The organism is Cryobacterium sp. MP_3.1 (assembly GCF_035984795.1).
Lineage (GTDB): Bacteria > Actinomycetota > Actinomycetes > Actinomycetales > Microbacteriaceae > Cryobacterium > Cryobacterium zongtaii.
In genome coordinates, this window is record NZ_JAXCHV010000050.1 from 1 (window position 1) to 14,807 (window position 14,807).

General features: G+C 63.9%; 6 protein-coding genes and 1 pseudogene. All 7 read left to right on the top strand.

Going from position 1 to position 14,807, the window contains the following annotated elements; all coding sequences use genetic code 11:
• Nucleotides 1-591: 591 nt before the first annotated feature.
• Nucleotides 592-4,083, top strand: a complete 3,492-nt coding sequence (rpoB, locus tag RCH12_RS17965; RefSeq protein ID WP_103429995.1) for a DNA-directed RNA polymerase subunit beta — start codon at nucleotides 592-594, stop codon at nucleotides 4,081-4,083.
• Between the two features lie 44 nt (nucleotides 4,084-4,127).
• Nucleotides 4,128-8,024: a DNA-directed RNA polymerase subunit beta' gene (locus RCH12_RS17970; protein ID WP_088457226.1), complete on the top strand. Its 3,897-nt coding sequence runs from the start codon at nucleotides 4,128-4,130 to the stop codon at nucleotides 8,022-8,024.
• A 182-nt stretch (nucleotides 8,025-8,206) separates the two neighbouring features.
• A complete protein-coding gene (locus tag RCH12_RS17975) occupies nucleotides 8,207-8,548 on the top strand; it encodes a hypothetical protein (protein WP_327017804.1) in 342 nt (113 codons plus the stop codon).
• Nucleotides 8,549-8,741: 193 nt separating this feature from the next.
• On the top strand, nucleotides 8,742-11,630 hold the full coding sequence (locus tag RCH12_RS17980; protein WP_327017805.1) for a putative bifunctional diguanylate cyclase/phosphodiesterase: 2,889 nt from the start codon (nucleotides 8,742-8,744) through the stop codon (nucleotides 11,628-11,630).
• A 231-nt stretch (nucleotides 11,631-11,861) separates the two neighbouring features.
• Nucleotides 11,862-12,539: a hypothetical protein gene (locus tag RCH12_RS17985; RefSeq protein ID WP_327017806.1), complete on the top strand. Its 678-nt coding sequence runs from the start codon at nucleotides 11,862-11,864 to the stop codon at nucleotides 12,537-12,539.
• A gap of 75 nt (nucleotides 12,540-12,614) precedes the next feature.
• Entirely contained in the window at nucleotides 12,615-13,295 is a 681-nt protein-coding gene (locus RCH12_RS17990; RefSeq protein WP_327017807.1) for a hypothetical protein, read from the top strand.
• 247 nt (nucleotides 13,296-13,542) lie between these two features.
• Nucleotides 13,543-14,730, top strand: a pseudogene (locus RCH12_RS17995) (GspE/PulE family protein); the annotation flags it as partial.
• Between the last annotated feature and the right edge of the window lie 77 nt (nucleotides 14,731-14,807).

Genomic DNA, 14,807 nt, shown 5'->3' on the forward strand with positions numbered 1-14,807 from the left:
AATCAACAAACGACGACCGCGTACCTGCAGGAAACGTCTTCGGCATCAGCAACTCCTTCGAATCAGGATGTTGCAACGACCGTATGACTTTGCCGGCCAGCAGCGGGCGCCAACTGGCAATTCACCACCGGCCCCTGCGGTGAGGTGCCACTTGACGCCCCTTCAGGGCCCGCCACACGGCGCCAACTGGCAAGTCGGCGACCACGCCCGGAGCGGATGGCTGCGCGATACGGACGACACGCGCTCGACGGCCGCAGCAGGACGCCGCCGGATGAGGCACAATGGAGCAACTCAACACCCCGCCCGCCGCTCCAGCCGGCCGGTGAAACCGGGTTATACCTGAGAATTTGGCGAAGGTCAACATTCCAGTAGACACGGGCGCAACAACGGCATATAGTTGACCTTTGCGCTCCCAGATTTAACTCTGCCTTCATATTGCGGTCGGCTTTGCGTGCTCAAGCCACCTTGCAGCACATTTCTGAGCCGGATGTCCTCATATCCAAGGATGGACATCCCTGCTCAGGATCTGCGGAGTCCATACCAAATTACTAACAGTGATTAGACCTGACGGGGTCCACGGAGGTTACTTCCTTGGCTGCTGCGCGCAACGCAACCACCAATTCACCCAAGAACGGACGAGCTGCTGGCCGTCTTTCGTTCGCAAAGATTTCTGACAACCTCACGGTTCCCGATCTGCTCGCTTTGCAGACCGAGAGCTTTGACTGGCTCGTCGGAAACGACATCTGGAAAGCTCGCCTCGCCGAGGCCCAGGCTGCCGGTCGTCACGACCTGAACGCTCGCACCGGTCTCGACGAGATCTTCGAGGAGATCTCGCCGATCGAGGACCTCAGCGAGACGATGCAGCTGTCCTTCACCAACCCGGAGCTCGAGCCGGAGAAGTACACCATCGACGAGTGCAAGGAAAAGGGCAAGACCTATTCCGCACCGCTGTATGTGAACGCTGAGTTCATGAACCACCTCACCGGTGAGATCAAGACCCAGACCGTGTTCATGGGCGACTTTCCGCTGATGACCCCCAAGGGCACCTTCGTGATCAACGGCACCGAGCGTGTCGTCGTGTCGCAGCTGGTGCGTTCGCCCGGTGTGTACTTCAACCGCGAACAGGAGAAGACCTCCGATAAGGACATCTACTCCGCCCGCGTCATCCCGAGCCGTGGTGCCTGGCTCGAATTCGAGATCGACAAGCGCGACCAGGTCGGCGTTCGCATCGACCGCAAGCGCAAGCAGTCCGTCACGGTGTTCCTCAAGGCCCTCGGACTCACCTCCGAAGAGATCCTCGAGGAGTTCAAGGGCTTCGCGTCCATCGAGCTCACCCTTGAGAAGGACAACATCCTCACCAAGGAAGAAGCCCTCAAGGACATCTACCGCAAGCTGCGCCCGGGAGAACAGGTCGCCGCCGAGGCCGCGCGTGCGCTGCTGGACAACTTCTTCTTCAACTCCAAGCGCTACGACCTGGCCAAGGTTGGTCGTTACAAGATCAACCGCAAGCTGGGCCTCGAGGCGCCGCTCACCGACTCCGTTCTCACGCTCCAGGACATCCTGGCCACGATCAAGTACCTGGTTGCGCTGCACGACAACCAGACCACGATCCGCGGTACCCGCGACGGCGTCGAGACCGACATTCGCATCGACATCGACGACATCGACCACTTCGGCAACCGTCGTATCCGCGCCGTCGGCGAGCTCATCCAGAACCAGGTCCGCACCGGCCTGTCCCGCATGGAGCGCGTCGTTCGCGAGCGCATGACCACGCAGGACATCGAAGCGATCACCCCGCAGACCCTGATCAACGTGCGCCCCGTCGTCGCCGCGATCAAGGAGTTCTTCGGTACGTCGCAGCTGTCGCAGTTCATGGACCAGAACAACCCGCTCGCCGGACTGACGCACAAGCGTCGCCTGTCCGCGCTGGGCCCGGGTGGTCTGTCCCGTGACCGCGCAGGTGTCGAGGTGCGAGACGTTCACCCGTCGCACTACGGCCGCATGTGCCCGATTGAAACCCCGGAAGGCCCGAACATCGGCCTGATCGGTTCGCTCGCCTCGTTCGCGCGGATCAACGCCTTCGGTTTCATCGAGACCCCGTACCGTCGTGTCATCGACGGTGTCGTCTCCACGACGATCGACTACCTCACCGCAAGTGAGGAAGACGAGTACATCGTCGCGCAGGCCAACGCCCCGCTGACCAAGGCCGCCCGCTTCGCCGAGACCCGTGTTCTCGCGCGTAAGAAGGGTGGAGAGGTTGACCTCTTCCCGGCAGAAGACATCGGCTACATGGATGTCTCGCCGCGCCAGATGGTTTCCGTCGCGACCTCGCTCATCCCCTTCCTCGAGCACGACGATGCTAACCGCGCACTCATGGGTGCCAACATGCAGCGTCAGGCTGTGCCGCTGCTGCTCAGCGACAGCCCGCTGGTCGGAACCGGTATGGAGGGCTTCGCGGCCATCGACGCCGGCGACGTGCTCACCGCACAGAAGTCCGGTGTGGTCATGGAGGTGTCGGCTGACGTCGTCACCATCCAGCTCGACGAGGGCGGAACGCAGGACTACTACCTGCGCAAGTTCAGCCGCTCCAACCAGGGCACCAGCTACAACCACCGCGTCATCGTCAACGCCGGCGAGCGTATCGAGGCCGGCGAGGTCATCGCCGATGGTCCCGCTACCGACAACGGTGAGCTCGCACTCGGAAAGAACCTCCTCGTGGCATTCATGTCATGGGAGGGTCACAACTTCGAGGACGCCATCATCCTGAGCCAGAACCTGGTGAAGGACGACGTTCTCTCCTCGATTCACATCGAAGAGTACGAAGTGGATGCGCGCGACACCAAGCTGGGCAAGGAAGAGATCACTCGCGACCTGCCCAACGTCTCCCCGGACCTGCTTGCAGACCTGGACGAGCGTGGCATCATCCGCATCGGCGCCGAGGTTCGCCCCGGCGACATCCTCGTGGGCAAGGTCACGCCGAAGGGCGAGACCGAGCTGTCCGCCGAGGAGCGCCTGCTGCGCGCGATCTTCAACGAGAAGAGCCGCGAAGTTCGCGACACTTCCCTGAAGGTTCCCCACGGTGAGCGTGGCACCATCATCGGTGTCAAGGTTTTCGACTCGCAGGATGGCGACGACGAGCTCGGCTCGGGCGTCAACCAGCGTGTTGTCGTCTTCATCGCCCAGAAGCGCAAGATCACCGAGGGTGACAAGCTCGCCGGTCGTCACGGCAACAAGGGTGTCATCTCGAAGATCCTGCCGGTCGAGGACATGCCGTTCCTCGCCGACGGAACCCCGGTTGACATCATCCTGAACCCGCTGGGTATCCCGGGCCGCATGAACTTCGGTCAGGTGCTGGAGACCCACCTCGGGTGGATCGCCAAGCAGGGCTGGCAGGTCGAGGGTAAGCCCAAGTGGGCCGGCCGTCTTCCCGAAGCCGCGCACAGCGCCGCCCCGAACACCAAGGTCGCGACCCCGGTGTTCGACGGCGCGCTCGAGGAAGAAATCGCCGGTCTGCTCGACTCGACGACTCTGACTCGTGACGGCGACCGCCTGATCGACTCGACTGGAAAGACGCAGCTGTTCGATGGTCGCTCCGGCGAGCCGTACCCGATGCCCATCGCGGTCGGATACATGTACATCCTGAAGCTGCACCACCTCGTCGACGACAAGATCCACGCACGTTCGACGGGCCCGTACTCCATGATCACGCAGCAGCCGCTGGGTGGTAAGGCGCAGTTCGGTGGACAGCGTTTCGGTGAGATGGAGGTGTGGGCGCTCGAAGCATATGGAGCCGCTTACGCCCTGCAGGAACTCCTGACCATCAAGTCGGACGACATCCTCGGCCGCGTCAAGGTGTACGAAGCCATCGTCAAGGGCGAGAACATCCAGGAACCCGGTATCCCCGAGAGCTTCAAGGTTCTGATCAAGGAAATGCAGTCGCTGTGCCTGAACGTCGAGGTGCTCTCGGCCGATGGAACCGCAGTCAGCCTGCGCGACACGGATGACGAGGTCTTCCGCGCAGCGGAGGAACTGGGCATCAACATTTCCACCCGGTTTGAGTCGTCGTCAATCGACGACATCTAAACCAGGCCACTGACGAATACTCGAAAACTTTCCAAGGAGAGAAATTGCTCGACGTAACAACATTTGACGAGCTTCGCATTGGCCTGGCCACCGCTGACGACATCCGTCGTTGGTCGCACGGTGAGGTCAAGAAGCCCGAAACCATCAACTACCGCACACTCAAGCCGGAAAAGGACGGTCTCTTCGGAGAGCAGATCTTCGGACCGTCCCGCGACTGGGAGTGCTCGTGCGGCAAGTACAAGCGAGTGCGCTTCAAAGGCATCGTCTGTGAGCGCTGTGGCGTAGAGGTCACGAAGTCGTCGGTGCGCCGTGAGCGCATGGGCCACATCGAACTCGCCGCCCCGGTCACCCACATCTGGTACTTCAAGGGTGTGCCCTCGCGTCTCGGTTACCTGCTGGACATGGCTCCGAAGGACCTCGAAAAGGTCATCTACTTCGCTGCCTACATGGTCATCGAGGTTGACGAAGACGGTCGCCACCAGGACATGCCTGGGCTGGAGAACGAACTGCGTCTCGAGATCAAGACCCTCGAAGGCAGCCGCGACTCCCGCATCGCCGACCGCCTGCAGCGCCTCGAAACCGACCTCGCAGCACTGGAGGCCGAAGGCGCCAAGAGCGACCAGAAGAAGCGCACCAAGGACGCCGCCGAGAAGGAGATGTCGCAGGTCCGCAAGGCCCTCGACGAGCAGATTGCTCACCTCGAGCGTGTCTGGGAAGACTTCCGCACCCTCAAGGTCGGCGACCTGAAGCCGGAAGACTCCGTCTTCCACGAGCTCCAGGACCGCTTCGGCATGTACTTCGAGGCCTTCATGGGCGCCGAGGCCATCAAGAAGCGCCTCGAGGCCTTCGACCTGGTCACCGAGAGCGAAAACCTGCACCTGCAGATCGCCGAGGGCAAGGGTCAGAAGAAGATCCGCGCCATCAAGCGTCTGCGCGTCGTCAACGCCTTCATCATGACCGGCAACTCGCCGGCCGCGATGGTGCTCGACGTCGTGCCGGTCATCCCGCCGGAACTGCGCCCGATGGTGCAGCTCGACGGTGGCCGTTTCGCGACCTCCGACCTCAACGACCTCTACCGTCGTGTGATCAACCGCAACAACCGTCTGCGTCGTCTGCTTGACCTCGGTGCCCCCGAGATCATCGTGAACAACGAGAAGCGGATGCTGCAGGAGGCCGTTGACGCGCTCTTCGACAACGGTCGTCGTGGCCGTCCCGTCACGGGTACCGGTAACCGCGCCCTCAAGTCCCTGAGCGACATGCTCAAGGGTAAGCAGGGTCGGTTCCGTCAGAACCTGCTCGGTAAGCGCGTTGACTACTCCGGCCGTTCGGTCATCATTGTCGGCCCGCAGCTGAAGCTGCACCAGTGTGGTCTGCCCAAGCAGATGGCTCTGGAGCTCTTCAAGCCGTTCGTGATCAAGCGCCTGATCGACCTGAGCCACGCTCAGAACATCAAGGCCGCCAAGCGCATGGTCGAGCGCAGCCGCCCCCAGGTGTGGGACGTGCTCGAGGAGATCATCCGTGAGCGCCCGGTTCTGCTGAACCGTGCACCCACGCTGCACCGCCTCGGTATCCAGGCCTTCGAACCTCAGCTCGTGGAGGGTAAGGCCATCCAGCTGCACCCCCTCGTCTGTGCGGCGTTCAACGCCGACTTCGACGGTGACCAGATGGCTGTGCACCTGCCGCTGTCCATGGAGGCCCAGGCCGAAGCGCGCATCCTGATGCTCGCCTCGAACAACATCCTGAAGCCGTCTGACGGTCGCCCGGTGACCCTGCCCACCCAGGACATGATCATCGGTCTGCACCACCTGACCACGCTCAAGGACGGCGTCACCGGCGAAGGCCGCGCGTTCACCTCTGTCTCGGAGGCCATCCTGGCCCACGACCAGAAGTCGCTCGACCTGAACGCCAAGGTGCGCATCCGCATCAGCGACCTGTACTTCACCGAGGGCACTCAGCCCGATGGTGTTGAGCTGGTCGATGGTCAGGCCGTCGGAACCGTACTGGTGAACACCACGCTGGGCCGCGCAATCTTCAACGAGGCGCTGCCGGCTGACTACCCGTACTTCGAGAAGGTTGCCGACAAGGGCACCCTCTCGGCCATCGTGAACGACCTCGCAGAGCGGTACCCGAAGGTGGAAGTAGCGGCAACGCTGGACCGCATCAAGGACGCCGGCTTCTACTGGGCCACGCGCTCCGGTGTGACCGTCGCGCTCAGCGACATCCTGACGCCTCCGAACAAGAAGGAGATCGTCGGTACCTACGAGAAGATGGCCGCGAAGGTTCAGTCGCAGTTCGAGAAGGGTCTCACGACCGACCTCGAGCGTCGTCAGGAGCTCATCCAGATCTGGACCAAGGCGACCGAAGACGTCGCTGCGGCCATGCAGGCGAACTTCCCGGCCGACAACACGATCAACCGGATGGTCACCTCTGGTGCTCGTGGTAACTGGCTGCAGGTGCGAAACATCGCCGGTATGCGTGGTCTGGTTAACAACCCGAAGGGTGAGATCATCCCTCGCCCGATTATCTCGAGCTACCGCGAAGGCCTGTCCGTCGCCGAGTACTTCATTGCTACTCACGGTGCTCGTAAGGGTCTGGCCGACACCGCTCTGCGTACCGCAGACTCCGGGTACCTCACGCGTCGTCTCGTCGACGTCTCGCAGGATGTCATCATCCGCGAAGACGACTGCGGTACGACCAAGGGTCTGGAACTGCCGATCGCCACGGTCGACGCCGCCGGTGCTCTCTCACGTCACCCCAACGTGGAGAACGCGGTCTACGCCCGCAGCCTGGCCGCCCCCGCGGTCAACGCCAAGGGTGAGGTCGTTGCTGACGCCGGAGACGACGTCGGTGACGTGATGATCGAGAAGCTGGTTGCCGCCGGCGTCGAGAACATCAAGGTGCGCTCGGTGCTGACCTGCGAGTCTGCTGTCGGTGTGTGTGCGGTCTGCTACGGCCGTTCGCTCGCTACCGGCCTGCTCGTGGACATCGGAGAGGCCGTCGGCATCATCGCCGCACAGTCGATCGGTGAGCCCGGCACGCAGCTGACCATGCGTACCTTCCACACCGGTGGTTCCGCATCCGCAGACGACATCACCCAGGGTCTGCCCCGGGTGCAGGAGCTCTTCGAGGCGCGTACCCCCAAGGGTGCATCGCCGATCGTCGACGTTGCTGGCCGCATCACCATCGAGGACACGGATCGTAGCCGCAAGGTGATCCTGACCCCCGACAACGGTGACGAAGCAATCGCCTACCCGGTGCTCAAGCGCGCGACCCTCCTCGTTGAGGATGGCCAGCACGTAGAGCTCGGCACGCAGATCATCATCGGCGCCGTCGACCCGAAGGAAGTTCTTCGCGTCAAGGGTGTCCGTGCGGTGCAGAAGCACCTCGTTGGTGGCGTGCAGGATGTCTACCGTTCGCAGGGCGTGCCGATTCACGACAAGCACATCGAGGTCATCGTTCGTCAGATGCTTCGCAAGGTGACTGTCGTGGAGCACGGCGACACCGGCCTGCTTCCGGGCGAGCTCGTTGACCGGTTGAAGTACAACGAACTCAACCGCACCGCACTCACCGAGGGCAAGAAGACGGCTTCGGCTCGTCAGGAAGTCATGGGTATCACCAAGGCTTCGCTTGCAACCGAGTCGTGGCTGTCGGCCGCTTCCTTCCAGGAGACCACCCGGGTTCTGACCCAGGCGGCCATGGAAGGCAAGAGCGACCCGCTGATGGGCCTGAAGGAGAACGTGATCATCGGTAAGTTGATCCCGGCCGGCACCGGTCTTCCCCGTTACCGCGACGTCAACGTCGAGGCAACGGACGAAGCCAAGGCTGAGCGTTACCCGAACCGCATCTTCACCGATGATGCAGCGTTCACCGAGGGTGACCTGAGCTTCGTCGACTTCGACAGCTTCTCGTCGGACGACTTCACCCCCGGTACGTACAACTAACCGAGTGTGATTTCCGAGAATGGCCCCCTGCTTCGGCAGGGGGCCATTCCCCGTTAACCGGCCCCCCACGTTGATCGAGCTTGTCGAGATCCGGCTAGACGACCTCTAAACGCATGGTCACCGGGTTCGACAGGCGCGCTAGGTTGGGCCGTGGCATGTAGTGAGTGCCGCTTCGATGTCCAATGGAGCAGGACGGGTTCATCCTGACTTGGGGCGATCGTCAGATCCCGTTCGAGTCGCTCTCCTCGCAAGTGACTGACCCCGTGAGTGGCGAGACGTATTACCTAGTCAAGTTCACGGCTTTCGGTTTCAGCGCGGCGGTCGAATTGCGCACGAAGGTGAAATTGTACAGGTTCGGCAGCGATGAGGAACTGGCGACGGCGAGGCGGCTCGCTGCGGAAGCGCTGCTGGTCTACGGGTCAAACTACAACGGCTTGACATACCCAGACGGGGTGAACCGGGTTGAGCTCAATGGGTTCGAGTTACGGCTAAGTGATTTTGGCATTGAGGGTGCGTGCGCGTGAGCCACGTGATCGAGCCCGTCCCGCGGTTCGAGCCCCCAAGTTGATCGAGCTTGTCGAGATCCGGTAGGCCGACTTCGCCACGCACGTCACCGGGTTCGACAAGCCAACCACCGGGGTGGGGTTCTATGAGTGGTGGCCCGGTAGAATCATCATGACGAGTGGCGCTCCTGCCCATCGGGAGCAGAGGCACATCATGCGGTTGGCCAGTCTCACCGGAGCGGCCGTCGCCGGGGCGGTCGGTGTGATCCTCCTGATCGGATGGTACGTCGGGCTGGGCGCGATCCCCGGGGCCATCGCCGGCCTGTGGACGATCAAACCGATGACCGCAGTGGGCTTCATTCTCGTCTCTGCTGCCGTGGCAATGCTGGACCGGCGCCGAGTCAGCCTGGGTCTGGGTCTCGCTGTTGCCATGATCGGTGTGCTCACCCTGGCCGAGTACATCTTCGGGATATCACTCGGCATTGACGAGCTTGCGGGTATCGACTTCGACGGGCAGACCGCGCGCATGGCGCCGGCCACGGCGGTGTCGCTGCTGCTGCTCGGGGCATCCGTCGTCGCCAGCCGGCTCGCCCGCGCCAGCGTGATGCTCGGACTGGCCTTCGGGACGCTCATAATCAGCCTGATCGCGATTCTCGGCTACGCCTACGGGGTCTCCTCGCTCTACAGTGTCGGCGGGTTCGCGAGCATGGCCTTGCCCTCGGCGCTCGGGCTGGCCATTTTGTCGTTGTCGATCCTGCTGCAGCGTCCCGCCAACGGTCTGATCGCGCTGTTGGGCGACCCGGGCAGCGCGGGGCATCTGCTCCGCCCGGTCATTCCTGTCTTGTTCCTCGGCCCGTTCGTCCTGGGGCTGGCCGACCTTGCGGGCCGCCGCCTGGGCTGGTACGACACGGTGTTCGGCGTCGCCATCCTGATCGCGGTCATGACAGTTCTCGGCACGGGGCTCGCCTGGATCGCGGCGCGCCGGCTGCGCACCCTCGATCGCCAGCGGGACGCGGCCATGCAGGCCCTCGCCGAGGCCAACCACACCCTTGAGGAGACGGTCGACGCTCGCACCCGGCAGCTGGCGGAGACGGCGGATACGCTCCACACGCTGATCAAGATCGCACCGGTTGGCATCGTGCAACTGGATGCTGCGGGCGGAATCATTTCGGCTAACGACCAGTGGCTCGAGCTGAGCGGGCTCACGAAGCGCCAGTCGCGGCGCGACGGCTGGGTCGCGGCTATGCACCCCGACGACGCCGACCGGGTGCGTCAGGAATGGCAACAGTACGTCGACGCCGGGGAGGCCTACGAGACGACCATGCGATTCCGCACTCCCTCCGGGCAGGTCAACTGGGTGCAGGTGAGCACCGCCCCGATGACAGATGCGAACGATGTGTTCGGGCATCTTGCCAGCGTGACCGACGTGACCGCGCTGCGCGCTGCCGAACACGCGGCATCGGCGGCGAGTGCCCGCTTCGAGGCCGCCTTCGCCTCGTCGCCGCTCGGAACAGCCATCGTGTCGCTGGACGGAATAGTCGTCGAGGCGAACAAACGGCTCTTCGACCTGGCCGGGTCATTGATCCCGGTGGTGAATCAGCCCATCGAGTCGATGTTCAGTCCGGCGAATGCCGGGGATGGCGCAGCATCCGCGACGGTCGGCGTCGACGGCCCGACGGGCCGCCGCATGGATCGTCGGATGCGACGCGACGACGGTGAGGAAACCTGGGTCAAGGTCAGCATCGCCGAGATCAACGAGGGTGAGCAGGCCGGCGGGTTCCTGTACCAACTCGAGGACATCACCGCCCGGCGCCTGGCCGAAGCCCGGGTCGAACACCTCGCTTTCCACGATCCGCTGACGAACCTGCCCAATCGCCTGCTGCTACTCGACCGGCTGAACCAGGCTCTCCTCCAGGCGTCGCGTCGCGGTACCGGCGTTGCCGTGTTGTTCATCGACCTCGACCGATTCAAGTTCGTCAACGACAGCCTCGGCCATCACGCCGGTGACGCCGTCCTGATGCAGGTTGGGCTTCGGCTGCGCCAGCATGCCAGGGCGACCGACACGGTGTCCCGCATCGGCGGGGACGAATTCGTGGTCATCTGCCCGGATGTCGGCCGCAGCGGGGACGTCAGCAAGATCGCCGAGGCGTTCCAGAAGGCCATCTCAGCGCCGATCCAGTTCGGTGACCAGGTCGCATCCGTGGACGCCAGCATCGGCATAGCATTCGGGCTCGGTCATGACGACGCCGAGTCATTGCTGCGCAATGCTGATCAGGCGATGTACCTGGCTAAGGGGCGGGGCCGCGCCCGATACGAGGTCTTCGACGACGACCTGCGCTACCGCATTCACCAGCGGCTCGACACTGAGCTGGCTCTGCGCGACGCCGTCGCCCAGGGCGAGATCGAGACGTGGTACCAGCCCATCGTGGACCTGCAGGAAAACCGAGTCGTGGCGACCGAGGCCCTCGCGCGCTGGCGGCGACCCGAGCGTGGGCTGATCTCCCCGGGTGAGTTCATCGCGATTGCCGAAGAGGTCGGCTTGATCAAGGGCATCGGTGCCACGGTGCTGAGCCAGGCCTGCCACGCGGCGACCGCCCTGGAGCGCAACGTGGCCGTCAGCGTGAACGTCTCGGCCCGGCAGTTCGTGCAGGACGACTTCGGTGCGGTCGTCAAGCGCGCGCTCAGGGACTCGGGTCTGGCCCCTGACCAGCTCTGGCTGGAGCTCACCGAGAGCGCCGTGCTCGAGGCGATCGACTCCGCCGCCCGAACCTTCCAGGAGCTGCGCGCCATCGGAGTGCGGCTCGCCATCGACGACTTCGGCACCGGCTACTCGTCGTTCACACATTTGCGCGAATTCACCGTGGACCTGTTGAAGATCGACCTGTCGTTCATCCGCGACCTCGAACGGTCCGAACACGATCGAGCGATAGTGGAAGGAATCCTCCGTTTGGCGGACTCCCTCAATCTGGATGTGGTGGCCGAGGGCATCGAGACCACCAACCAGCGAGACCTGCTGCAGGCGATGGGTTGCCGCTACGGCCAGGGTTATCTCTTCTCGAAGCCGACTCCTAGCGCTTCTCCCTCGGTCATCTTCGCCACCTGACTCGCTCGTCTTGCGGCTCGCTCCCTCCGCCCGCTGGTCGACCTCCGGATGCAGCCGGTTAATGCGAGGAGCCACCGTGTGACAGACAGTGCGGACTAGGTCGCGCAACAAGGAGTCATGAACACACGGTGGCTCACGACCCATGATGCCCCCCCATCGGGCCCGGAGGCAAACGGCCAGCTAGGCTGGGGGAAATTCTCTAAGGGGGTCACCGCCATGGGTGCTGCAACGATGCCGACTGGTTCACCGTCCCGGCGCCCGCTGTGGTTCGCCCTCGGCGCGGTCGGCGTGCTGCTGGTCGTGGCCCTGATCGTGGTGCTCGTAGTCTGGCGCGGGGGAGCGGGCACGCCCTCCGGATCCGACACCCTGCCGGGCACCCGCCCCACCCCGTCAGCGACCGCCGAGCCGCAGGCTGTCGCCAGCGCGGCACCCGTCGCCGCGGGGCCGCGCCCCACCTCGTGCGAGGCGATCTACAGCCCCGCCATGCTGGCCACCCTCAACGAGACCGGCACCCTGAACCCCGACTGGGCCGAAAAGGACGTCAACTCCGGAGTGCTGTTTGGCACCGATGACGAACAGCTCATCGTTCTCATCGAGGGCGCCGAGCACCTCACCTGCGTGTGGGGCAACCCCGATGGTGGCTCCGGCAGCGGCCTCACCTCCAATGTGGTCTACGTCTCGGCCGAGGAGCGCGAGGCGGTGCACCAGCGATTGGTCGGCGACGGCCTGAACTGCTACGAAGAGCTTGGCGGCATCCGTTGTATTGCTGAATCGACCGAGGGCGCCGAAGGCATCGCGGGCGAGTCGCACTTTCTGCGCGACGGCATCTGGCTGGCCACCCGGTACGTCAACGCAGGCCCGGATGGCTACACCCACGACATGGTCGGCACCGTCTGGGCCGGCGCCTAACCAGCACCTCCCTCGCCCGGTCCGGGCTATGCTGTGCGCAAAATCCTCCGGGAGGATCGCGCTCAGGGAGGCCGAATGCCCGTTCATGGAACACCGACGATCACGCCCCTCACACAGTGGGTGCTGCTGATCCTGGGCGGCATCGTGACCGTGCTCGTCGTGGTGGCCGCGGTGTGGGTGGTCCTCTTGCCCCGGCCTGTGCCGGCCCCCGCGGTCGACCCCGACGCCCGACCGGTGCCCGCCGCGCCGGCGGCCGCGGCCGCGGTCATCGCCCCCACCGCCGTGCTCGAACCCGGCACGCCCAAGCCCGCGTCCTGCGAGCAGATCTACAGCCCCGTGATGATGGGCGCGTTCGGCGACCTGGTGCTCAACCCGGCCTGGACCGCCGAGTCCGGCGCCACCGTGCGCGACGGCGCCGACGACCCCGAGTTGCGCGCCATCATCAATGCCAACGAACACCTCAGCTGCCGGTGGGTCACGCCCGACGGGGCGTCCGACACCGGCGTGTCCACCAGCGTCGTGTGGGTCACCGCCGAGCAGACCGCTGCCATCGAGGCCCGCCTCCGCGCGCTGGGTATGGAGTGCTATGAGGAGCTCGGGGGGCTCCGGTGCCTCACCGAGACCACCACCGACATCGGTAAATACGGCCAGTCGCACTTTCTGCGCGGCGGAATCTGGCTGGCCACCCTCTGGGTGAACGCCGGCCCGGATGGCTACACCCACGACATGGTCAACACCATCTGGGCCGGCGCCTGAGCACCTGAAAGTCGGCAACCTACGGCCCCTGATGGCGTGTATCGGGTGGCCCAGCCGCTAAGGTACAGATAGGCCTCGACTTCCCGGATGGCACCGGGCTGGCTGGTCAAAACCCTGGCCCCCCGAAGGTGGTTCTCGCCACCCGAATAGGTCTGGGATAGCGTGACTCGTCATTTCATTCGGGCGCTGGTTCACCAGCTGCGTGCGCTCCGTTTCCGCGCAGCCCCACCCGTAGGGAAAAGTTCTCATGGCGACTCTCACGGAGATCCTGATCTTGCACGGCTTGTTGCCCATCGAGGTCCTAGACACGCTGATGGCCGGTGATCCCGCAGACGAGACCGCCGTGCGCGCTCTGGTCGCCGAAGGAGTCATTTCCGAGGCTCAGTTCGCCAAGGCCCGTGCCGCCCAAGTGAACTTGCCGTTCGTGGAACTCGCTGACTACCCGGTGGACCGCCTCGCCGTCGCCCTTGTTCCGGTCTCGGTATGCCGACGGCATGAGGTACTGCCGATTCTCATAGACGGCAACAGGCTGGTGCTGGCCATGGTCGACCCCGGCAACGTCTTCGCTGTTGACGATGTTCGTACGGCCTCCGGGATGCGGGTCACCCAGGTTGTGGCGGAACGAACCGATCTGCTCTCGGCCATCAGCCGCTATCACCGTGCCGACGGTGAACTCAGCGACCTGACCTCTACCCTCGAAGAAGAGAACGCGGCCGCTGGCGCCGAAGCCGCCTCGTTTGGTGTCTCCGATTCGGCCGAGATCGACGCTCCGATTGTTCGGTTCGTGAATCTGCTCGTCAGCCAGGCAATCCAGGACCTCGCCTCCGACATTCACATCGAGCCCGGCGAACATAGCCTAAGGGTGCGCTACCGCATCGACGGCGTGCTGCACGAGATGCAGACGGCCCCGAAGAGCATCCAAAACGGTGTCATTTCTCGGCTGAAGATCATGAGCGACATCGACATCGCGGAGCGCCGCAAGCCCCAAGACGGTCGAATGACCGTGCGACACGCCGGTCGACAGATCGACCTACGGGTGGCGACTCTGCCAACCGTGTGGGGCGAGAAAGTCGTCATGCGAATTCTGGACAACTCCAACACCACCCTGGACGTTCGGGCGTTGGCGCTGCTCGAGCGCAACTTCGAGGCCTATCAGACCTCCTACAGCAAGCCGTACGGCATGATCCTGATCACCGGCCCCACTGGTTCGGGTAAATCCACCACCCTGTACACCACCCTCGGGGCGGTCGCCCGCCCTGAAATCAATGTCATCACCGTCGAGGACCCGGTGGAGTACCGTATGGCGGGCATCAATCAGGTGCAGGTGAACGTCAAGGCCGGTCTCACCTTCGCCAGCGCGTTGCGCTCCATCCTGCGTAGCGATCCGGATGTCGTGCTGCTGGGTGAGATCCGCGACCCGGAATTTGTCAAGGTGAATGAGGCCAGCGTGAGTTTAGGCGGCTAGTTTCGGCGCTTCTTCCTGAGCGGCGGGTTTGTTGATCCAGGCCGCGT